At 63.6% G+C, this 21,288-nt stretch carries 22 protein-coding genes and 3 tRNA genes; 17 read left to right on the top strand and 8 right to left on the bottom strand.

Annotated elements, in window-relative coordinates:
* The first annotated feature begins 39 nt into the window (after positions 1 to 39).
* A complete protein-coding gene (locus B3349_RS06695) occupies positions 40 to 789 on the top strand; it encodes a Nif3-like dinuclear metal center hexameric protein (RefSeq protein ID WP_291587476.1) in 750 nt (249 codons plus the stop codon).
* Between the two features lie 243 nt (positions 790 to 1,032).
* Positions 1,033 to 2,091 carry a 4-hydroxythreonine-4-phosphate dehydrogenase PdxA gene (pdxA, locus tag B3349_RS06690; protein WP_291587474.1) on the top strand — a complete coding sequence of 353 codons (1,059 nt, stop codon included), beginning with the start codon at positions 1,033 to 1,035 and terminating at the stop codon, positions 2,089 to 2,091.
* Between the two features lie 115 nt (positions 2,092 to 2,206).
* On the opposite strand, the gene mscL is transcribed toward pdxA, so the two are convergent.
* Positions 2,207 to 2,644: a large conductance mechanosensitive channel protein MscL gene (gene mscL, locus B3349_RS06685; protein WP_066540862.1), complete on the bottom strand. Its 438-nt coding sequence runs from the start codon at positions 2,642 to 2,644 to the stop codon at positions 2,207 to 2,209.
* A 151-nt stretch (positions 2,645 to 2,795) separates the two neighbouring features.
* On the opposite strand from mscL, the gene petA reads away from it, so the two are divergent.
* From petA to B3349_RS06650, 7 genes are all read left to right on the top strand, one after another.
* The gene (gene petA / locus B3349_RS06680; RefSeq protein ID WP_066540484.1) at positions 2,796 to 3,395 is read left to right on the top strand and encodes a ubiquinol-cytochrome c reductase iron-sulfur subunit; all 600 of its coding nucleotides are present in this window, start codon (positions 2,796 to 2,798) and stop codon (positions 3,393 to 3,395) included.
* A 10-nt stretch (positions 3,396 to 3,405) separates the two neighbouring features.
* Positions 3,406 to 4,821, top strand: a complete 1,416-nt coding sequence (locus tag B3349_RS06675) for a cytochrome b (RefSeq protein WP_066540486.1) — start codon at positions 3,406 to 3,408, stop codon at positions 4,819 to 4,821.
* An 18-nt stretch (positions 4,822 to 4,839) separates the two neighbouring features.
* Positions 4,840 to 5,598, top strand: a complete 759-nt coding sequence (locus B3349_RS06670) for a cytochrome c1 (RefSeq protein WP_066540488.1) — start codon at positions 4,840 to 4,842, stop codon at positions 5,596 to 5,598.
* Between the two features lie 106 nt (positions 5,599 to 5,704).
* Positions 5,705 to 6,316, top strand: a complete 612-nt coding sequence (locus tag B3349_RS06665) for a glutathione S-transferase N-terminal domain-containing protein (RefSeq protein ID WP_291587469.1) — start codon at positions 5,705 to 5,707, stop codon at positions 6,314 to 6,316.
* A gap of 47 nt (positions 6,317 to 6,363) precedes the next feature.
* Positions 6,364 to 6,900, top strand: coding sequence for a ClpXP protease specificity-enhancing factor (locus B3349_RS06660; RefSeq protein WP_291587467.1), 537 nt, complete (start codon positions 6,364 to 6,366; stop codon positions 6,898 to 6,900).
* A 59-nt stretch (positions 6,901 to 6,959) separates the two neighbouring features.
* Positions 6,960 to 7,035 (top strand) — tRNA-Thr (locus tag B3349_RS06655).
* A gap of 75 nt (positions 7,036 to 7,110) precedes the next feature.
* A tRNA-Thr gene (locus tag B3349_RS06650) sits at positions 7,111 to 7,186 on the top strand.
* A 43-nt stretch (positions 7,187 to 7,229) separates the two neighbouring features.
* Here B3349_RS06650 and B3349_RS06645 read toward each other — a convergent pair.
* Entirely contained in the window at positions 7,230 to 7,565 is a 336-nt protein-coding gene (locus B3349_RS06645) for a hypothetical protein (protein WP_083520580.1), read from the bottom strand.
* A gap of 229 nt (positions 7,566 to 7,794) precedes the next feature.
* Here B3349_RS06645 and secA point away from each other — a divergent pair, with 229 nt between their 5' ends.
* The 4 genes from secA to B3349_RS06625 all read left to right on the top strand — a co-directional run bounded on the left by secA (position 7,795) and on the right by B3349_RS06625 (position 13,571).
* Positions 7,795 to 10,530 carry a preprotein translocase subunit SecA gene (secA, locus tag B3349_RS06640; protein ID WP_291587463.1) on the top strand — a complete coding sequence of 912 codons (2,736 nt, stop codon included), beginning with the start codon at positions 7,795 to 7,797 and terminating at the stop codon, positions 10,528 to 10,530.
* Positions 10,531 to 10,667: 137 nt separating this feature from the next.
* Positions 10,668 to 11,897: a bifunctional glutamate N-acetyltransferase/amino-acid acetyltransferase ArgJ gene (argJ, locus tag B3349_RS06635; RefSeq protein WP_291587461.1), complete on the top strand. Its 1,230-nt coding sequence runs from the start codon at positions 10,668 to 10,670 to the stop codon at positions 11,895 to 11,897.
* A 206-nt stretch (positions 11,898 to 12,103) separates the two neighbouring features.
* Positions 12,104 to 13,063 carry an ATP-binding protein gene (locus B3349_RS06630; protein WP_291587459.1) on the top strand — a complete coding sequence of 320 codons (960 nt, stop codon included), beginning with the start codon at positions 12,104 to 12,106 and terminating at the stop codon, positions 13,061 to 13,063.
* Between the two features lie 40 nt (positions 13,064 to 13,103).
* Positions 13,104 to 13,571: an NUDIX domain-containing protein gene (locus B3349_RS06625; RefSeq protein ID WP_291587457.1), complete on the top strand. Its 468-nt coding sequence runs from the start codon at positions 13,104 to 13,106 to the stop codon at positions 13,569 to 13,571.
* Between the two features lie 252 nt (positions 13,572 to 13,823).
* On the opposite strand, the gene B3349_RS06620 is transcribed toward B3349_RS06625, so the two are convergent.
* The 6 genes from B3349_RS06620 to B3349_RS06595 all read right to left on the bottom strand — a co-directional run bounded on the left by B3349_RS06620 (position 13,824) and on the right by B3349_RS06595 (position 17,864).
* Complete coding sequence (locus B3349_RS06620; protein ID WP_291587455.1) at positions 13,824 to 14,060, bottom strand: DNA gyrase inhibitor YacG; 237 nt, start codon at positions 14,058 to 14,060, stop codon at positions 13,824 to 13,826.
* Between the two features lie 28 nt (positions 14,061 to 14,088).
* Positions 14,089 to 14,844, bottom strand: a complete 756-nt coding sequence (zapD, locus tag B3349_RS06615) for a cell division protein ZapD (protein WP_291587453.1) — start codon at positions 14,842 to 14,844, stop codon at positions 14,089 to 14,091.
* Positions 14,845 to 14,943: 99 nt separating this feature from the next.
* Complete coding sequence (gene coaE, locus B3349_RS06610; RefSeq protein ID WP_291587451.1) at positions 14,944 to 15,555, bottom strand: dephospho-CoA kinase; 612 nt, start codon at positions 15,553 to 15,555, stop codon at positions 14,944 to 14,946.
* Entirely contained in the window at positions 15,555 to 16,436 is an 882-nt protein-coding gene (locus B3349_RS06605; protein ID WP_291587450.1) for a prepilin peptidase, read from the bottom strand. The genes coaE and B3349_RS06605 overlap by 1 nt, the downstream gene beginning before the upstream one ends.
* A gap of 372 nt (positions 16,437 to 16,808) precedes the next feature.
* Positions 16,809 to 16,885 (bottom strand) — tRNA-Pro (locus B3349_RS06600).
* Positions 16,886 to 16,934: 49 nt separating this feature from the next.
* Positions 16,935 to 17,864, bottom strand: coding sequence for a polyprenyl synthetase family protein (locus tag B3349_RS06595; RefSeq protein WP_291587922.1), 930 nt, complete (start codon positions 17,862 to 17,864; stop codon positions 16,935 to 16,937).
* A gap of 216 nt (positions 17,865 to 18,080) precedes the next feature.
* On the opposite strand from B3349_RS06595, the gene rplU reads away from it, so the two are divergent.
* From rplU to proB, 4 genes are all read left to right on the top strand, one after another.
* On the top strand, positions 18,081 to 18,392 hold the full coding sequence (rplU, locus tag B3349_RS06590) for a 50S ribosomal protein L21 (protein WP_066540532.1): 312 nt from the start codon (positions 18,081 to 18,083) through the stop codon (positions 18,390 to 18,392).
* An 18-nt stretch (positions 18,393 to 18,410) separates the two neighbouring features.
* Positions 18,411 to 18,668 (top strand): 50S ribosomal protein L27, encoded by a 258-nt coding sequence (rpmA, locus tag B3349_RS06585; protein WP_066540535.1) that lies wholly within the window; start codon positions 18,411 to 18,413, stop codon positions 18,666 to 18,668.
* Between the two features lie 155 nt (positions 18,669 to 18,823).
* On the top strand, positions 18,824 to 19,948 hold the full coding sequence (cgtA, locus tag B3349_RS06580; protein ID WP_066540538.1) for an Obg family GTPase CgtA: 1,125 nt from the start codon (positions 18,824 to 18,826) through the stop codon (positions 19,946 to 19,948).
* A gap of 107 nt (positions 19,949 to 20,055) precedes the next feature.
* Positions 20,056 to 21,195 carry a glutamate 5-kinase gene (gene proB / locus B3349_RS06575; protein ID WP_291587449.1) on the top strand — a complete coding sequence of 380 codons (1,140 nt, stop codon included), beginning with the start codon at positions 20,056 to 20,058 and terminating at the stop codon, positions 21,193 to 21,195.
* Positions 21,196 to 21,288: the final 93 nt, after the last annotated feature.

Genomic DNA, 21,288 nt, shown 5'->3' with positions numbered 1-21,288 from the left:
GGTGCGGGCAGGTACGGCGGCATGGGCACAATCGGGCCCATGATCCTGCGACACGACCTTCTGGCCCAGTTTGACGGCCTGCTGCAACCCGAACGCTTCAAGGACTACGGGCCCAACGGCCTGCAGGTGGAGGGCAAGGCCGAGATCCGCCGCATCGTCAGCGGCGTGACGGCCAGCCGCGCGCTGATCGAAGCTGCCATTGCCGACGGAGCCGATGCCATCTTCGTGCACCACGGTCTGTTCTGGCGCGGCATGGATGGGCGTATCACCGGCTGGATGAAGGAGCGGATCCGCCTGCTGCTGGCCCACGACATCAATCTGCTGGCCTACCACCTGCCCTTGGACGCGCACCCCACGCTGGGCAACAACGCCCAGCTGGGCCTGCAGCTGGGCCTGCAGCACGATGCCACCTTTGGTGACCAGAATCTGGGCATGGTGGGTGATGGCCGCTTTGCCAATGCGGCGGCGCTGGCTGCTCAGGTGCAGCAGACGCTGGGCCGTGCGGTGACCTGCGTCAGCGGTGCACCAGCCGCTCCCATCCGTCGCGTGGCCTGGTGCACCGGCGGAGCGCAAGGCTTTTTCGAAGGGGCGCTTGCCGCAGGGGCCGATGCCTTCATCACCGGCGAAATTTCCGAACCCCAGGCACACCTGGCGCGCGAAACCGGAACCACCTTCATTGCGGCGGGCCACCACGCCACCGAGCGTTATGGCGCGCCGGCGGTGGCGGCCCATGTGGCGCAGCAGCTGGGGCTGGAACACCGCTTTATCGACATCCACAACCCGGCGTGACCTGGCGCCGGCCGACGCGTATACCCTCAGCCTCGCCAGCATCGCAGGCTGTCTGCGCGATGCCCCAGGGCTGGAGGGCGCAGGATTGCCGGTCAAGTGCCGTGGGGGGGCCATGCACCGATGGGTGCGTGGAGCCCGTAGCGTCCCTGCCGGCCGCCGCCGTGGTCGGGCCGGTTGATGTAAAAACAGGAACTGGACATGCCGACCCGGTCTGCACGTCCAGCCTATTTGGATCCATACACGATGTCAGCATCCCGCATGCCACTGCCCGTGGCCATCACCCAGGGCGATTCGGCCGGTATCGGCCCGGAGATCATTGCCAAGGCCTTCCGCGACCATGGTCCGTTGTTGCGTGGCTGCTTTGTGGCCGGGGATGTGGAAACCATCCGCCGCGGTGCCCAGGCGGTGCTGCGTGGGGGTGAAACCTACTTGCCGGTTGCCGCCATTGCCGCTCCAGCCCAGGCGTGGGAGGTACCGGTGCGCTGCATTCCGGTGCTGCAACTGCCCGATATGCCTGCCGCCGCGCCCTGGGGGCAGGTCAGCCGGGCGGCCGGCGATGCCGCCGCACGCAGCGTGCAGTGGGCAGCGCGGGCGGCCCTGGCGGGCGAAGTGGCGGCCTTGGTGACCGCCCCGTTGCACAAGGAAGCGCTGGCGCTGGCCGGTGTGGACTTTCCCGGCCACACCGAGTTGCTGCAGGCCGAAGCGGCGCGCCACGCCGGCGTGCCCATCGCCCAGATGCCGGTGCGCATGATGCTGGCCAACGACCAGCTACGCACCGTGCTGGTGAGCATCCATGTGTCCTTGCGCGAGGCGCTGGATGCGGTGACCCAGCCCCATATCCTGCAGACCCTGCGGATCACCCATGCGGCGCTCAGCCGCAGCCTGGGGCGCGCACCGCGCATTGCCGTGGCCGGACTGAACCCGCATGCGGGGGAGGGCGGTCTGTTCGGGCGCGAGGAAATTGAGGTGATTGCTCCCGCCGTGGCCCAGGCCCAGACCGAGGGAATGCAGGTCTGGGGGCCGATTTCCCCCGATACCGTCTTCATGCGGGCCCGTAACACCCCGCAGCGTGCTGGGGAATTCGACGTGGTGTTGGCGATGTACCACGACCAGGGTTTGATCCCTGTCAAATATCTTGGTGTAGAGGAAGGGGTCAACGTGACCCTGGGACTGCCCTTGGTGCGCACCAGTCCGGACCATGGAACGGCGTTCGATATTGCCGGTCGGGGCATCGCCGATGCCTCCAGCATGGTGGAGGCGGTACGGGTGGCCAAGCGCCTCGCCGGCCTGCCGGTGGACTGAGGTTGAGGAGCCTTTCTTCATGCGTTTGCACCAATGTGGTGCTGCATAAAACCCGGCGGAAGCCGGCAGCAAAAAGCCCCGCTGAGCGGGGCTTTTTGCTGGGTGCGCAGGCGTTTCAGCGCTGCGGATTGCGCAGGCTGTCGCGGATTTCGCGCAGCAGCACCACGTCTTCCGGCGTGGGGGCCGGAGCCGCGGGTGCGGCCGGTGCTTCCCGCTTCAAGCGGTTGATTTGCTTGACCATGATGAAGATGATGAAGGCCAGAATCAGGAAGTTCACGGCCACCGTGATGAAGTTGCCATAGGCAAAAACAGGTACCCCGGCCTTGCGCAAAGCATCCAGCGTGCGGGGGATGCCGTCGGGCACGGTCCCCAGGATGACGAACAGGTTGGAGAAGTCCAATTTGCCGAAAATCAGGCCCACGACGGGCATGATCAGGTCGTTCACGACGGAGTCCACGATCTTGCCGAAGGCCCCGCCGATGATCACGCCGACGGCCAGATCCATCACGTTGCCCTTGATCGCGAACTCGCGAAATTCTTGCATCATTCCCATGGCTGACAGCTCCATAAAACGGGTTGAAATTGGGAGCGAGTATGGGGGTGAACACTGGTTTTTCATGTCGGACAGGCACTGGAATAACCCTAATCGCTCCGCTACAATTTTTCGATTGACCCCAATCTAGCGATGTTCATCGAGGATTCCCATGAGTGAAACTCCAGTCGACTCCAGCAAACGGACGTGGATCATCACGTCCGCTTGTGCCGGTGCGGTGGGCGGCGTGGCTGCTGCCGTGCCTTTCGTGAGTACGTTCCAGCCCTCCGAGAAGGCGAAGGCGGCCGGTGCTGCCGTGGAGGTGGACATTTCCACCCTGAATCCCGGTGAAAAGATCACCGTGGAATGGCGCGGCAAGCCGGTGTGGATCATCAAGCGCACCCCCGAGCAGCTCAAGGAGCTGCCCGAGCAGGATCCGCTGCTGGCCGATCCCCAGTCGCTGCGCCATCCCGACCAGTTCACCCCGGTCTATGCCCGCAACGAAGGCCGTTCCATCAAGCCCGAAGTGCTGGTGGTCGTCGGCATCTGTACCCACCTGGGCTGCTCGCCCACGGACAAGTTCGTGGCCGGTCCCCAGCCTTCGCTGCCTCCCGACTGGAAGGGCGGCTTCCTGTGTCCCTGCCACGGTTCGACCTTCGACATGGCGGGCCGCGTGTTCAAGAACAAGCCCGCTCCAGACAACCTGGAAGTGCCGCCCCACATGTACCTGTCGGAGACCAAGCTCCTGATCGGTGAAGACAAGAAGGCTTGAGGGAGTCGACATGGCCCACGAATTCAAAGAAATCGATCCCAATGCGTCCACGGGCGCCAAGGTGACCAACTGGTTCGAGAACCGTTTCCCCACGGCGTTCTCGGCCTACAAGGTGCACATGTCGGAGTACTACGCTCCGAAGAATTTCAACTTCTGGTACATCTTCGGCTCACTGGCGCTGCTGGTGCTGGTGATCCAGATCGTCACCGGCATCTTCCTGGTGATGCACTACAAGCCGGATGCCGAGAAGGCATTCGCTTCGGTGGAATACATCATGCGTGATGTGCCCTGGGGCTGGCTGATCCGCTACATGCACTCCACGGGGGCCTCGGCCTTCTTTGTGGTGGTGTATCTGCACATGTTTCGCGGTCTTCTGTACGGTTCTTACCGCAAGCCGCGCGAACTGGTCTGGATCTTCGGTTGTGCCATTTTCCTGGCGCTGATGGCCGAAGCCTTCATGGGCTACCTGCTGCCCTGGGGCCAGATGTCGTACTGGGGCGCCCAGGTGATCGTGAACCTGTTTGCCGCCATTCCCTTTGTCGGTCCCGATCTGGCCATCCTGATCCGTGGCGACTATGTGGTGGGTGATGCCACGCTGAACCGCTTCTTCAGCTTCCACGTGATCGCCGTGCCCCTGGTGCTGCTGGGTCTGGTGGTGGCGCACTTGCTGGCGCTGCACGATGTGGGCTCCAACAACCCCGACGGTGTGGAAATCAAGGCACCCAGCGCCCCCAAGGACGCGCAAGGCCACCCGCTGGACGGCATTCCCTTCCACCCCTACTACACGGTGCACGACATCTTCGGCGTGGCGGTGTTCCTGTTCCTGTTCTCGGCGGTGGTGTTCTTTGCACCCGAGTTCGGCGGCTACTTCCTGGAATACAACAACTTCATTCCGGCCGATCCGCTGAAGACGCCCAACCACATTGCCCCGGTCTGGTACTTCACGCCCTTCTACTCGATGCTGCGTGCGATCACTTCCGAGATGATGTATGTGCTGGTCGCCTGCGTGGTCCTGGCTGCGTTGTTCACCTTCGTGAAGACCAAGCTGCCCGGCATTGCCAAGGCCATCGTGGGTGGTGCTGCCGTGGTGGCCGTGGCCCTGATGCTCTCCATCGACGCCAAGTTCTGGGGTGTGGTGGTGATGGGCGGTGCCGTAATCATCCTGTTCGCGCTGCCCTGGCTGGACTGCAGCCCGGTCAAGTCCATCCGCTACCGTCCGAGCTGGCACAAGTACCTGTACGCCGTGTTTGTCGTGGTGTTCGTGGTGCTGGCCTATCTGGGTGTGCAACCTCCGTCGCCGATCGGCGAACGGGTGTCGCAAGTCGGAACCCTGTTCTACTTCGGTTTCTTCTTCCTGATGCCCTGGTGGAGCCAGATCGGCACGCCCAAGCCGGTGCCCGATCGCGTGACTTTCAAGCCCCACTGAGCCTAGGAGAGAACAACAATGAAAAAACTGATCCTCACGCTGGTAGCCGCTCTGGGCATCGCCACCGGTGCCCAGGCATCGGGCGACCTGCTGGTTCCGCTGGACAAGGCCCCGGTCGACACGACCAACCAGGCTTCGCTGCAAAACGGCGCCAAGCTGTTCGTGAACTACTGCCTGAGCTGCCACTCGGCCGCCTTCATGCGCTACAACCGTCTGCAGGACATCGGTCTGACCGAGCAGCAGATCAAGGACAACCTGCTGTTCACCACCGACAAGGTGGGCGAGACGATGATTTCGGCCATCGATCCCAAGCAGGCCAAGGACTGGTTCGGTGGCAACCCTCCCGACCTGACCGTGATTGCGCGCTCGCGCGCCAGCGGCAACGGCACGGGGGCGGACTACCTCTACACCTTCCTGCGCACCTTCTACAAGGACGAAACCAAGCCCACCGGCTGGAACAATCTGGCCTTCCCCAGCGTGGGCATGCCCCACGTGCTGTGGCAGCTGCAAGGTGAGCGCCGCGCCCTGTTCGAAGAGCAGGAAGTGCATGGTCAAAAGACCCATGTGTTCAAGGGCTGGGAGGAGTTGACTCCGGGCACCATGACGCAGGTACAGTACGATCAGGCAGTTGGCGACTTGGTGAACTACCTGCAATGGATGGGCGAACCAGCGCAAAATACCCGCATTCGCCTGGGTGTGGGCGTGCTGATCTTCCTGGGGCTGTTCATCTTCATCGCCTGGAGACTGAATGCCGCATTCTGGAAAGATGTCAAGTAAGTAGTCGGTCTGCAGCCGCTTTCAGCCCCGGTTGAAAGCGGTTCGGTCTTTGTGGAGTGGGCGCTGTAGAGCGTCCCACTCTTTTTGATTTTTAGGAGCTTCCACCATGATGGTGCTTTATTCGGGAACTACGTGCCCTTATTCCCACCGTTGCCGCTTTGTGCTGTTCGAGAAGGGCATGGACTTCGAGATCCGCGACGTGGATCTGTACAACAAGCCCGAAGAGATCAGCGTGATGAACCCGTACGGCCAGGTGCCCATTCTGGTGGAACGTGACCTGATCCTGTACGAATCGAACATCATCAACGAATACATTGATGAGCGCTTCCCCCATCCCCAGCTGATGCCTGGTGACCCGGTGGACCGTGCCCGCGTGCGCCTGTTCCTGCTGAACTTCGAAAAAGAGCTGTTCGTGCACGTGAACACGCTGGAAGAGCGCAATGTCAAGGGCAACGAAAAGGCCATCGAAAAGGCGCGTGCCCACATCCGTGACCGCCTGACGCAACTGGCTCCCGTGTTCCTGAAGAACAAGTACATGCTGGGCGAAGGCTTCTCCATGCTGGACGTGGCCATCGCACCGCTGCTGTGGCGTCTGGACTACTATGGCATCGAGCTGAGCAAGAACGCTGCGCCGCTGCTGAAGTATGCCGAGCGCATCTTCTCGCGCCCTGCCTACATCGAAGCGCTGACACCTTCTGAAAAGGTCATGCGCAAGTAAGACCTGCCGGCCCTGTTCCCCTGAAATCTGATCCACCGCTTGCTGCCATGAATGCCCAGGACTCCACGTCGACCCGCCCCTATCTGATCCGGGCCATTTACGAGTGGTGCACCGACAACGGCTTTACGCCGTATCTGGCCGTGCGTGTGGACCAGACGGTACAGGTGCCGCGCGAGTACGTGAACGACGGCGAGATCGTGCTCAACGTCAGCTACGACGCCACCAGCGGCTTGCAGATGGGCAATGAATTCATTGAATTCAAGGCCCGTTTCGGCGGCAAGCCACGCGAGATCATGGTGCCGGTGGAGCGCGTGCTGGCGATCTACGCCCGCGAAAGCGGCCAGGGCATGTCTTTCCCCGTGGTGGACGGGGCCGTGGTCGACGCCGAAGGTGACGCGGAACCTGTGGTGGATGCCGCGGAAGATGGCGTGGAAACGGATGCGTCCGACCGGGTGGTGCAGCTGGTGCCTGCGGACACCGCTGCGGCACCATTGGCCGCCGTGCCGCGCGCGGAGGACGATGACGGCGACAAGCCGCGCCCGCCTTCGGGTGGGGGCCGTCCTTCGCTGAAATTGGTGAAGTGACAGAAAACATGCAGGACTGCCCTTGGAGCAGATTATTCCTGCATTAGAATCAGCGGTTAGCCGGTTTAGCTCAGTTGGTAGAGCACCCGCCTTGTAAGCGGTAGGTCGTCAGTTCGAATCCGACAACCGGCACCATCTCTTTTTGCTGCATGCGCTGGCACGCAGCCCGTGTTTTGATTTCCGTCCTGCACACCGCTGCAGTGTCAGAACGCCGGTTTAGCTCAGTTGGTAGAGCACCCGCCTTGTAAGCGGTAGGTCGTCAGTTCGAATCCGACAACCGGCACCATCCCCCCCCTTCCCACGTCTCTTTTGTGTGCAGCCCGCATGGCTCACCGTGCTTCCCATTCCTGGGTGCTGCGCACCTTCAGGCGGATGTGCTGCACATCCCATCCTTTGACACGCAGGTGCGCCTCCATGCCTGGCAGCAGGTAGCGCAGCTTGCTGGCGGCGGCGTTGTTGCGCACCAGCAGGCACCAGGTGCTGCCTTCAATGGGGCCGGCTTCCAGGCAGTTGCGCAGGGTGGGGGGCACCAGCGGCAAGATGGAGCGCAGGCGCTCCTTGGAGTCCTGGGTCAATGCCACCAGCTGGGCCAGCGTGGGGGATTCGCGCGCGGCCTGCTCCACGGAGACGGCATGGTGGCGGCGGGTGATGGGGCTGTGGGACATGAAAAATACCGGGCTGGGGAGCACAGGATTATGCGGGGCACTGCTGCTGGGACAAGGGCTGTGGCGCGGCGGCATTTCCCCCAGGGTGGCAGACAGTTAGAATCAATTTTTGGCTTGCACTGCTTTCCGGCTCTTGCAGGAAGCAGCGCCAGTCCCCATCTGCAGTTTCATCTTAGGGATTCTGACCCGCCGCAGGGCCTGTAGGGCTGTGCTGGTTGGGTCTGTTCGCATGGCCACCAACTTCCTCACCAAACTATTCGGCAGCCGCAACGACCGGCTTCTCAAGCAATACCGCAAGACGGTGGCTCGCATCAATGCGATGGAGCCTGAGTTCGAAAAGCTCGGCGACGAAGCTTTGCGTGCCAAGACCGATGAGTTCCGTGGCCGCCTGGCGCAGGGGGAAACGCTGGACCAGATCCTGCCCGAAGCCTTTGCGGTGGTGCGTGAAGCCTCCAAGCGCGTCATGAAGATGCGCCACTTCGACGTGCAGATGATGGGCGGCATGGCGCTGCACGACGGCAAGATCGCCGAAATGCGCACCGGTGAGGGTAAGACCCTGACCTCCACCCTGCCCGTGTACCTGAACGCGCTGTCGGGCAACGGTGTGCACGTGGTGACAGTCAACGACTACCTGGCCAGCCGCGATGCGGCCACCATGGGTCGGCTGTACCACTTCCTGGGCATGGCCGTGGGCGTGAACCTGCCCAATGCGCCGCGCGATGAAAAGCAGCAGGCCTATCTGGCCGATGTGACCTACGGCACCAACAACGAATTCGGTTTCGACTACCTGCGCGACAACATGGTGTACGACGCGGCCGACCGCGTGCAGCGCAGCCTGAGCTACGCCATCGTCGACGAGGTGGACTCCATCCTGATCGACGAAGCGCGCACGCCGCTGATCATCTCGGGCCAGGCCGACGACAACACGGCCATGTACCTGGCCATCAACCAGCTGGTGCCTCAGCTGGTGCGCCAGGAAGGCGAGGAAGATCCCCGCACCGGCGAAGGCGTGACCAAGCCCGGCGATTTCACGCTGGACGAGAAGAGCCACCAGGTCTTCCTGACCGAGCAGGGCCATGAAGTGGCCGAGCGCATTCTGGCCAATGCCGGCCTGTTTCCGGAAGGCGCTTCGCTGTACGACCCTGCGCACATTGCGCTGGTGCACCACCTGTACGCCGCGCTGCGTGCCCACCACATCTACCACCGTGACCAGCACTATGTGGTGCAGAACGGTGAGGTGGTCATCGTCGACGAGTTCACCGGGCGTCTGATGTCCGGCCGCCGCTGGAGCGACGGCCTGCACCAGGCGGTCGAAGCCAAGGAAGGCGTGTCCATCCAGGCCGAGAACCAGACCATGGCCTCGATCACCTTCCAGAACTATTTCCGCCTCTACGGCAAGCTGTCCGGCATGACCGGTACGGCCGACACCGAGGCCTACGAGTTCCAGTCGATCTACGGTCTGGAAACCGTGGTGATCCCGCCCAACAAGCCCAGCAAGCGCCAAGACCAGCTGGACCGTGTCTACAAGACCACCAAGGAAAAGTACGACGCCGCGATTGCCGACATCCGTGAGTGCCATGAGCGTGGCCAGCCGGTGCTGGTGGGCACCACCTCGATCGAAAACTCCGAAATCATCGACCAGCTGCTGCAGCAGGCCGGCCTGCCGCACCAGGTGCTGAACGCCAAGCAGCATGCCAAGGAAGCCGACATCATTGCCCAGGCTGGTCGTGAAGGCATGATCACCATTGCCACGAACATGGCCGGTCGCGGTACCGACATCGTGCTGGGTGGCAACATTGAAAAGGAAGTCCAGGCCATCGAAAACGATGACAGCCTGGATGCAGGCACCAAGCAATCCCGGATTGCCGCGCTGCGTGCACAGTGGAACGCCGACCACGAGAAGGTGCTGGCCCTGGGTGGTCTGCGCATCATCGCCACCGAGCGCCATGAATCCCGCCGCATCGACAACCAGCTGCGTGGCCGTTCGGGCCGCCAGGGCGACCCCGGTTCCTCGCGTTTCTACCTGAGCCTGGACGATTCGCTGATGCGCATCTTCGCGGGTGACCGCGTGCGTGCCATCATGGACCGCCTGAAGATGCCCGAGGGCGAAGCCATTGAAGCCGGCATCGTCACCCGCTCCATCGAATCGGCCCAGCGCAAGGTGGAAGCCCGCAACTTCGACATGCGCAAGCAGCTGCTCGAATACGACGACGTGGCCAACGACCAGCGCAAGGTCATCTACCAGCAGCGCAACGAGATTCTGGACGCCACCGAGCTGGATTCCATGATCACCGCCATGCGCGAGGACTGCATCAGCGATGTGGTGCGCCAGTACGTGCCGGCCGAGTCGATGGAAGAGCAGTGGGATGTGCCCGGGCTGGAAAAAGCCCTGGCCCAGGACTGGCAGGTCGAAGTGGATCTGGTCGAATGGCTCAAGACCAACGACCACGCCACCGACGAAGAGATCCTGGAGCGTGCCGTGGCCGCCGCCAACGCGGTCTACCAGGCCAAGGTGGATCTGGTGGGCTCCGAGCAGTTCATGAACTTCCAGCGCGCCGTGCTGCTGCAAAGCTTCGACACCAACTGGCGCGACCATCTGGCGGCGCTGGATTACCTGCGCCAGGGCATTCACCTGCGCGGCTATGCCCAGAAGCAGCCCAAGCAGGAATACAAGCGCGAAGCATTCGAGCTGTTCCGCCAGCTGATCGACCAGGTCAAGAACGAAGTCACCCGCGTGCTGCTGACCGTGCGCATTCAACAACCCGAAGCGCTGCAGGAAGCGGCGGCCGGTATCGAGCACCGCGCCGAGCATGTGCAAGGCCTGCAATACGCCAGCGCCGACGGCGACAAGAGCGATGCGCCCGAAGCCTTCCAGCTGCCCGAAGGTGCGCGTGTGGGACGCAACGATCCCTGCCCCTGCGGCAGCGGTGAAAAATTCAAGAACTGCCACGGCAAGCTGTCCTGATGGACGCCCCGGCATGAATCTCTGACAACACGGGCTGCGGCCCGTGTTGTGCTTTGTACGTAGGCCTGCGTAACGTGGAGGCCGCATGATCGGCCGATAATCGGCCCCTGTTTGTAATTTCTGTAGGAAGCCCTGCAATGCCCGTGAATCTCCCCGCTCCCGTTGCCGCAGACCTGCACCCGGTCGCAGGCGTGCGCATTGGCGTCACCGAAGCCGGTGTGCGCAAAGCCAACCGCAAAGACCTGACCGTGTTCCTGCTGGACGAAGGCACCACGGTGGCCGGCGTGTTCACGCAAAACCGCTTCTGCGCCGCACCCGTGCAAGTGGGGCGCGAGCACCTGCAGGCTGGCAAGGGCATCCGCGCCATGGTCATCAACACCGGCAATGCCAACGCCGGCACCGGCGTGGCCGGCCTGGCCAACGCCCGCGCCACCTGCGCGGCACTGGGCAAGGAACTGGGTCTGGCCCCCGAGCAGATCCTGCCGTTCTCGACCGGCGTGATCATGGAAGAGCTGCCGGTGGACCGCATCGTGGCCGGTCTGCCCCAGGCGATTGCCGCTGCCCAGGCAGACAACTGGGCCAACGCAGCCGAAGGCATCATGACCACGGACACCCAGCCCAAGGCCTACAGCCGCCAGGTGCAGATCGGCGGCAAGACCGTCACCGTGACGGGCATCAGCAAGGGCGCGGGCATGATCCGTCCCAATATGGCCACCATGCTGGGCTTTGTGGCCACCGATGCTGCCATTGCCCCGGCGCTGCTGCAGGGTCTGGTCAAGGAACTGGCCGATGGCTCGTTCAACCGCGTGACGATCGACGGCGACACCTCGACCAATGACAGCTTTGTGCTGATGGCCACGCACCAGGCCGGGCATGCACCCATCGCCAGCTGGGACGGTGCCGAGGCCCAGGCCCTGAAGGCCGCGTTGCTGGAGGTGGCCCGCCTGCTGGCCCAGGCCATCGTGCGCGACGGCGAAGGTGCCACCAAGTTCATCACCGTGCAGATCGATGGTGGCAAGACCGAAGAAGAATGCCGTCTGGCTGCCTACGCCATTGCCCATTCGCCCCTGGTCAAGACCGCGTTCTTTGCTTCCGACCCCAACCTGGGCCGCATTCTGGCGGCCGTGGGCTATGCCGGCATTACCGACCTGGACCAGACCGGCATCGATCTGTTCCTGGACGATGTGCATGTGGTGGTCAACGGTGGCCGCAACCCGTCCTACCAGGAGGCCGACGGCCAGCGCGTGATGAAGCAGCAGGAAATCACCGTGCGCGTGGTGCTGGGCCGTGGCAATGCCAGCCAGACCGTGTGGACCTGCGACTTCAGCCACGAGTACGTGACCATCAACGCCGACTACCGTTCCTGAGCACCCGGGGCTGGCGGTTCGCACCAAGTCGAGTCCCGTGGCAGCCTGCCATGGTGTCGGCGCGGCACCTGGCCTGCAGGCTCCTCCCTGGCAAGGTCGAACCCGCGCGAACCGCTGCTGCCGGCCTCAGCCATGGCGAGCCTTGCTCGCGTGCTGCATGTGCTGGGGCTCCCTCAAAACCACTATTTCCGGAGACCGACCCTGCCATGACCGATTCCACCCTGTCCGCCTTGAGTCCGCTGGAGCGCCTGGTGGCCCGTGCCGAGCAATTGATGCAGCGCATTGAAACCGTGCTGCCCCAGCCGCTGCAGGCGCCGGCCAGCTGGGACGATGCTATTGCCTGGCGTTACCGCAAGCGCGCCAATGGCTGCGGCGTGCTGGAGCCGGTGCGCCATGTGGGGGCCATGCAACTGTCCGATCTGCAGAACGTGGACGTGCAAAAAGACAAGATTGCCCGCAACACCGAGCAATTTGTGCAGGGCCGTACAGCCAACAACGTGCTGCTGACCGGCGCACGCGGGACGGGCAAGTCCTCGCTGATCCGCGCCTGCCTGCACGCGTATGCGCCCCAGGGCCTGCGCCTGATCGAAGTGGACAAGGCCGACCTGACCGATCTGCCCGACATCGTGGACGTGGTCGCCGGCCGGCCCGAGAAGTTTGTCATCTACTGTGACGACCTGAGCTTTGAGGAAGGAGAGCCCGGCTACAAGGCCATGAAGTCCATCCTGGACGGTTCGGTCAGCGCCGCCACCCCCAATGTGCTGGTCTACGCCACCAGCAACCGCCGCCATCTGCTGCCCGAGTACATGACCGACAACCTGGCCCAGTCCAAGGGCGAGAACGGCGAGATCCACCCCGGCGAAGTGGTGGAAGAGAAGATTTCGCTGTCCGAGCGCTTTGGCCTGTGGGTCAGCTTCTACCCCTTCAGCCAGGATGAATACCTGCGCGTGGTGGCGCAATGGCTGTCGGCATTGGGCGTGTCGGCCGAGGAGATCGAGGCTTCCCGGCCCGAAGCCCTGGTCTGGGCGCTGGAGCGCGGCTCGCGCAGCGGCCGCGTGGCCCACCAGTTTGCCCGGGACTGGGCCGGGCGTGCGCAGCGCCAGGTGGAAGGCCGCCAGCGCATCGCCGATGTGGACGGTCTGGGCGAAGAAGCTGAAACCGATTGAAGCCCGGTGGCCTGGGGCCGCCGTGAGAGGAAATACTGTTGTGACCGATACCCCTGCCGTCCGTACCCACACCGAAGTCGCTGTGGGCGTGCTGATCCGCGAAAGCGATGGCGCGCTGTTGATCACCAGCCGCCCCGCCGGCAAGCCGCGGGCGGGCTGGTGGGAGTTTCCGGGCGGCAAGCTCGAAGCCGGCGAGACCGTGGAGCAGGCCCTGCGCCGCGAACTACAGGAAGAGCTGGGCATCACCATCACCAATTGCATCCCCTGGAAAGTGACGGAACACGATTACTCCCACGCCCTGGTGCGGCTGCACTGGTGCAAGGTCACGCAGTGGGACGGTGCGTTCGAGATGCGCGAAGGCCAGCAGATGGCCTGGCAGCAGCTTCCGCTGACGGTGCGTCCGGTGCTGGAAGGTTCCTACCCGGTGCTGGAGTGGTTGAGCGCCGAGCGCGGTCTGCCGTTCGATGGGGCGTTGTATGCCCACGATGTCGCTGCCGCAGAAAAATAAATGCCAGCCTGTGCGCGTGCTGCACGGGCTGCAGAGACTCTGCACGCGTGGCATGCCATGCTGCCTCTTGTGTACTGAAAAAATCTTTGCAGACCACCTCTGCGGCGCCGGTCTGTGGACAAGTTCACAGCCGCCGCCGCAGTCCACATGCGGTCGTGCGCAAGCTGCCCCGTACGGGCGCTCAAGCAGGGGGAGGAAAGCCTGGCATCGCAAGCCGCTGCCTGTGTGCAGCGATGCGTTCAACCGGCGGATTCAGTCTTCGAAGCGCGGATCGCCGTACTGTGCGTCCTGCGGCGGGGTCTGGACGGGAACGCGGAATTCCTCGTTGCCCCAGGCACCCAGGTCGATCATCTTGCAGCGTTCGCTGCAGAAGGGGCGAAAGCGGTTGCTGCGCGCGAACAGCGTGGCCTGGCCGCAGGTGGGGCAGTTGACCACCGGTGCATCCGGGTTGGCAGAGGACGGGGAAGAGGGATCGGCAGGTGTCGTCATAGGGCGGCTAGCCTAGCGCAAAGCCTGCTCAGGCACAGAGCGTGAGCTCAAAAGCCGCCTCTTCCGTGGTGGACTGCAGCTTGCCGTCCTCGTCGGGCCGCATCAGCCGCACCGACACCATCAGGCGGTTGCCGCTGATTTCGGGCACCAGATTCAGTGCCGGATCGATGCGCAGGCGCAGCAGATGGTAGCTGCGGCCGGCGGGCAGGTACTGCTGGAAGTGGCCGTTGGTGGCCGCCACTTTCTGCGGTGTACCGGTATCACGCAGCAGGCCCAGCACCAGAAACAGCGCATCCGACAGCGGCTGGAAGCAGGCGGACCAGCGCTGCAGATCGGCGCGCCGGCGTTCGCTGGGCTGGTGTTTCCAGGTGTGGTAGGCAGGCAGGTCGAAGCCGCAGGTGCCGCCGGGAATGCCCATGCGGCTGCGCACGGCCATCAGCCAGTCGTTTTCGGTCAGTGTCTGGCCGGTTCTTCCGGCCTGGCTGTTGAGGGCGGTGAAGGCGGTATCCAGCCGGCCGATGATGTGGTCCAGCATTTCCTCGGCAATCGATGGATTGCCGCGGTAGCTGTCCAGCTGGCCCTTGTGGCGCTCCAGATCCTTGAGGACATCGGCCTTCAGATCGGCGCGGGCCGCCACATCCATCAGCTCGAACAGCGTGGCCAGCGCGTAATGGTGGTCCAGCGCGGTGTCACGTTCCAGCAGCTCACCGAGACGGCGGAACAACTGCTCCAGGCGCAGATAGGTTCTCAGCCGTTCGTTGAAGGGATATTCGTAAAGGATCACGCTGGCGGCTTCCGGGGAGGCTTATCCAATCTGGGGACACATTGCGGAAATCGTGCAAAGGCAGAATGCGCTTCGATCTGATCTTCAGACTTTATAGCATCATAGCTGGAAGAAGTCAGCAATTTGATGCGCATGATCCCGCAATTGATCCAGCGTAATGCCGTCGTTGTAGATCACCCAGTCGGCCGCGGCGCGGCGTTGGGGCCGTGTGGCCTGGGTGGCGATGATCGCTTGTACGGCGCTGCGTTCCAGCCCGCTGCGCTGCATCACGCGCGCAATCTGGGTCTCGGTGGCGCAATCCACCACCACGATTTGGTCCAGGCGTGCCGGCCAGCGGGGCGATTCCACCAGCAGCGGAATGTCGAACACCAGCAGCGGCGCACCGGCCGCGATGGCAGCCTGGGCATGCGCCTCGGTGGTGCTGCCCACCAGCGGGTGGATGATGGCTTCCAGCTGGTGGCGGGCATCGGCATGCTGGAACACCAGGGTGCGCATGGCCGCCCGGTTCAGGCTGCCATCGGCGCCGATCACCTCGCTGCCAAAGCGTTCGCGAATCAGCGGCATGGCCGCGCCGCCAGCGGCGGTCAGACTGCGGGAGATGGCATCGGCATCCAGCAGGGCCGCACCCCGTGCGGCCAGCATCTGGCCCACGGTGCTTTTGCCGCTGCCGATACCGCCTGTCAGACCCAGGCGCAAAGGGTGTCGGTGCATCACATTCCTGCCAAAGCAAACAGGCTGCGCAGCACCGTGTCGGAACCGAACACCATGGCGGCGAAGCCAGCCCCTGCCAAAAAGGGACCAAAGGGAATGTAACCGCCTTCCCGCAGCCGGTGGAGCAGCAGCATGGGGAGGGCCACCAGCACACTGCTTACCGAGGCGATCAACAGCAGGGGCACCAGTGCCTGCCAGCCCAACCAGGCGCCCAGCGCCGCAAACAGCTTGAAGTCGCCATAGCCCATGCCTTCCTTGCCGGTGAGCAGCTTGCAGGCCCAGTACACCAGCCACAGTGACAGATAGCCGGCCGCGGCGCCAAACACCGCATCCGGCAGCGCCACGCTGGTCCACGCGAGGGCACTGGCCAGCAAGCCGGCCCACGCCAGGGGCAAGGTGATGCTATCGGGCAGCAGCTCGGTGTCCCAGTCGATCAGTGCCAGTGTCAGCAGCGCAGCGCTGAAGCCGCACCAGGCCAGCCCCGTGGGGCTGAACCCCCAGCGCGCGGTGCAAAAGGCAAACCCTGCGGCCGTGGCCAGCTCCACCAACGGATAGCGCAGGCTGATGCGGCCGTGGCAGCTGCGGCAGCGTCCCCGCAGAACCAGGTAGCTGAGCACGGGAATGCGGTCGTGCCAGGCGATGGCCTGGCTGCAGTGCGGGCAGTGTGGGCGTGGGTGGGTCAGGGTGAGCAGCGCTGTGGTGGCCGCATCAGCCCCGATGGCGCCGCAACGGCAGTGGGCCTGGTGGTGTGCAGCGCATTCTGCGGCGAATTCCTGGTCCATCATGCGCGGCAGCCGGTGGATGACGGTAGTCAGAAAGCTGCCGACCAGCAGGCCGAGCAGGGCCCCCCCCCAGGCGTCGAAACCCCAGGCCAGCTCCATCACGCGCCCTGTCCCTGCAGGAATGCCGGCCGATACAGGGATGCGGCAAGGCTGTCCATGAGCGAAGGCAGAGGGGTGTCGGTCGATGTCCTGGACTGCGGCATGCGTGGCCGCCCTGCAGAAGCAAAGCCGGAGCCCCGCAGGCTCGCGACTGGGCCCCTGGATGGTGCCCCCCTGCTGCACACAGCCCTGGCCATCTGCACGCGCGCCAACCCGGCAGGTCCGGGAGATTCCATCGGAGGGGAGGGCAGCGGGGCAGGCATGTAACGGTGTGGCGGATGGACGGTGGAAGGCTTCCATCATCCGTGATCCCACACAGGCTGCATAGACACAAAAGCCTGCTTTCGCAGGCTTGTGGTGGCAGAAAATGGATGGTCGGGGTGAGAGGATTCGAACCTCCGGCCTCTACGTCCCGAACGTAGCGCTCTACCAGGCTAAGCTACACCCCGACTTCTTCCGGCCTGCGTTGCAAGCGGAAGCTGAAATTCTAAACCCAAATCAGGTGCGGCGCAGCAAAAGCTGCGAGGCCAGCTGGCGCATGGCGTCGGTGTGCGTGTTGGCGGGCAGGGAGTCCAGCGCTTGCATGGCGCGCATGGCTTCGTTGTGGGCGGCCTGGCGGGTGGCGTCCAGGGCGCCGGTGCCGCGCACAATGGCCAGGATTTCCGGCAGCTTGTCGGTGGAGCCCTGCTCGATGGCTTCGCGGATCACGGTGGCCTGTTCGGCCGTGCCGCGCTGCATGGCAATGATGAGCGGCAGCGTGCATTTGCCTTCGCGCAGGTCATCGCCCAGGTTCTTGCCCATTTCGGCAGCATCGCCGTCATAGTCCAGCACATCGTCAATGATCTGGAAGGCGGTGCCCAGGGCCTGGCCGTAGGTGACGCTGGCGGCTTCCTGCTCCGGGCTGGCGCCGGCGAGGATGGCGGCAATCTGGGTGCTGGCTTCGAACAGCTTGGCCGTCTTGGAGCGGATCACATGCAGATAGCCGGCTTCGCTCAGCGACGCGTCGTGGGTGTTGATCAGCTGCTGTACCTCGCCTTCGGCAATGATGTTGGTCGCATCCGACAGCACCTGCAGGATGCGCATATTGCCGGCCGCCACCATCATCTGGAAGGAGCGGGTGTGCAGAAAGTCGCCCACCAGCACGCTGGCGGGGTTGCCGAAGTTCTCGTTGGCCGTGGGGCGGCCACGGCGCAGGGTGGACTCGTCCACCACGTCGTCGTGCAGCAGGGTGGCGGTATGGATCAGTTCCACCACGGTCGCGAGGTCGAAGCGGCGGGCATCTTCGCAACCCAGGGAGCGAGCCACCATCAGCAGCAGCGCAGGGCGCAGGCGTTTGCCACCTGCAGCAATGATGTACTGGGAGATCTGGCCGATCAGCGGAACACTGGTGGTCAGGCACCGCGCAATGACGCGGTCAACTTCGCGCATGTCATCGGCGATGAGGGCCAGCGGGTTGGTGTTGGAATGAACTGTAGTCAAGATATGCCGCCTTCGAGAGGCCGGATTATAGGAAAGCTGCAGTGCCCCTAGGGCGCCCACTCGGGCGTGTTGTTCAGGCCTTGCACACAAATCTGGAATAGGTGGTACAATCTTCGGCTCCATGGAAATTAGTCCGTGGACGATTCCCCTTTGAAAGAGGTTTACATGTACGCGGTCATAAAAACCGGTGGCAAGCAATATCGCGTTGCTGCTGGCGAAAAAATCAAAGTAGAACAGATTGCTGCGGACGTAGGCCAGGAAATCGTGATCGACCAGGTTCTGGCAGTCGGAAACGGCGCTGAACTGAAGGTTGGCACGCCCCTGGTGTCCGGCGCAACTGTGAAGGCAACTGTGGTTGCTCACGGCAAGCACGACAAGGTGCGCATCTTCAAGCTGCGTCGTCGTAAGCACTACGCCAAGTCCCAAGGCCATCGCCAGCAGTTCACCGAACTGCAAATCGTGGCGGTTGCTGCTTAATTCTGAAGGAGCTCAGTCATGGCACAGAAAAAAGGCGGCGGCTCTACGCGCAACGGACGTGATTCCAAGCCAAAAATGCTGGGTGTGAAGGCCTTTGGTGGTCAGCTGATCAGCGCTGGTTCCATCATCGTGCGTCAACGTGGCACCAAGTTCCACCCCGGCACCAATGTCGGCGTGGGCAAGGACCACACCCTGTTTGCTCTGGTCGAAGGCAATGTGGTTTTTGAAACCAAGGGCGCCTTGTCCAAGCACACGGTCAGCGTGACTCCCGTCTAAACAGACGGTCTTCACCGACCCAGGCAAAGCCCCGCACAGTCGGGGCTTTGTTGTTTATTCCGGGCGAAAGCCCTGCCATACCCGGCGCTGTGCGCCAGACGGTATGCTTGCCCGGTGCCGGATGCGCCGGTTATTTCAGTGGAACGGGATCCCCCATGAAGTTCGTCGATGAAGCTTTTATTGACATTGCCGCAGGCGATGGCGGCAATGGCTGCGTGTCGTTCCGGCACGAGAAGTACAAGGAATTCGGCGGTCCGGACGGGGGCGACGGCGGCCGTGGCGGCCATGTGTTCGCCGTGGCCGATCCGGCCCTGAACACCCTGGTGGACTACCGCTATTCGCGCCGCCATGAAGCCAAGCGCGGTCAGCACGGCATGGGCTCCGACATGTTCGGCGCGGCTGGCGATGACATCACCCTGAACATGCCGGTGGGCACCATCATCACCGACGCCGAGACCGGCGAAGTGCTGTTCGAGCTGCTCGAAGCCGGCCAGAAGATCACCATTGCCAAGGGCGGCGATGGCGGCTTCGGCAATCTGCGCTTTAAGAGCGCCATCAACCGCGCCCCGCGCCAGAAGACGCCAGGCTGGCCCGGTGAGCGCCGCAATCTGAAGCTGGAGCTGAAGGTGCTGGCCGACGTGGGTCTGCTGGGCATGCCCAATGCGGGCAAGTCGACGTTCATTGCCGCCGTCTCCAACGCCCGCCCCAAGATTGCCGATTACCCCTTCACCACCTTGCACCCCAACCTGGGTGTGGTGCGCGTGGGCCCGGAGCAGAGCTTTGTGATCGCCGATATTCCCGGCCTGATCGAAGGTGCGTCCGAGGGCGCCGGCCTGGGGCATCTGTTCCTGCGCCACCTGCAACGCACCCGCCTGCTGCTGCACGTGGTGGACATGGCCCCGTTCGACGAGGGGGTGGACCCCGTCGCCCAGGCCAAGGCCATTGTGGAAGAGTTGCGCAAGTACGACGAAGGCCTGCACAGCAAGCCGCGCTGGCTGGTGCTGAACAAGCTGGACATGGTGCCGGTCGAAGAGCGAGCGGCCCTCGTCAAGGACTTCGTCAAACGCTTCAAGTGGAAGGGCCCGGTGTTTGAAATCTCGGCGCTGACCCGCGAAGGCTGCGAGCCGCTGATCAAGACCATCTACCAGCATGTGCGTGCGCAGCAGCTGGCCGAACTGGCACCGGACCCCAAGGACATCGATCCCCGCTTCGCCGATGCCGATGACAGCGGACTCGATCTGAGCAACGATCCCCGTTTCGCCCCCCGCGATGCGGACTGAGCTGCACCGCTAGAACCAACAGCGCTCATGGGCGCTGTTTTGTTTTCCATTCAATCGCTGTTGGCGCGCCTGCAGAGTGCGCCAGAGCCTAAAAACGCTGATATTTCATGGCTTCCAATGTGCTGCGCGATGCCCACCGCATCGTGGTCAAGGTCGGTTCCAGTCTGGTCACCAACGAGGGCCGCGGCCTCGACGAGGCGGCCATTGAAGAGTGGTCGCGCCAGCTGGCCAGCCTGGTGCATGGCGATGACGGGAGCAAGCGCGAAGTCATCATGGTCTCCAGCGGCGCCGTGGCCGAAGGCATGAAGCGCCTGGGCTGGGCCAGCCGTCCCAAGGAACTCCACGAGCTGCAGGCCGCGGCGGCCGTGGGCCAGATGGGCCTGGTGCAGATGTACGAAACCAAGCTGCGCGAGCAGAACGTGGGCAGTGCCCAGGTGCTGCTGACCCATGCGGATCTGGCCGACCGCGAGCGCTACTTGAACGCCCGTGTCACGCTGCTGACCCTGCTGCAGCTGGGTGTGGTGCCGGTGATCAACGAAAACGACACCGTCGTCAACGACGAAATCAAGTTTGGCGACAACGACACCCTGGGTGCACTGGTGGCGAACCTGGTGGAAGCCGATGCGCTGGTGATCCTGACCGACCAGAAGGGCTTGTACACCGCCGATCCGCGCAGCAACCCCGATGCCCAGTTCGTGCACGAGGCCCAGGCCGGAGACCTGGCGCTGGAAGCCATGGCCGGCGGCGCAGGCTCCAGCATTGGCAAGGGCGGCATGCTGACCAAGATTCTGGCGGCCAAGCGCGCCGCCGGTTCGGGCGCCTCCACCGTGATCGCCTGGGGGCGCGAGCAGAACGTGCTGCTGCGCCTGACGCGCGGCGAAGCCATCGGCACGCTGCTGGTGGCGCCCACACACAAGAACCAGGCGCGCAAGCAGTGGATGATGGACCATCTGCAGCTGCGTGGTGCCGTGACGGTGGACGAAGGTGCCGCCCGCGTGCTGCGCGCAGAAGGCAAGAGCCTGCTGCCCATCGGCATGACGGCGGTGGAGGGGGATTTCTCACGCGGTGAAGTCATTGCCGTGCGCGACCCGCAGGGCCAGGAGCTGGCCCGTGGCCTGGCCAATTACGCCAGCTCCGAAGCGCGGCTGCTGTGCCGCCATGCTTCCAGCGAGATCGAGCGCCTGCTGGGCTACACGGCGGAGCCGGAAATGGTGCACCGCGACAACATGGTGCTGACGACGCACTGAAGCGCACCGGAGCGCGCTACAGGCCGTGCGGCGGCCATGCAAAAAGGAGTGGCATGCCACTCCTTTTTTGTTGGGGATCAGACCGGCTGCGGA

This window comes from Comamonas sp. UBA7528 (assembly GCF_002479375.1).
Taxonomy (GTDB): Bacteria; Pseudomonadota; Gammaproteobacteria; order Burkholderiales; family Burkholderiaceae_C; genus Comamonas.
The sequence above is the reverse complement of the archived record's forward strand: the minus strand, read 5'-3'. Positions and strand labels throughout refer to the sequence as shown.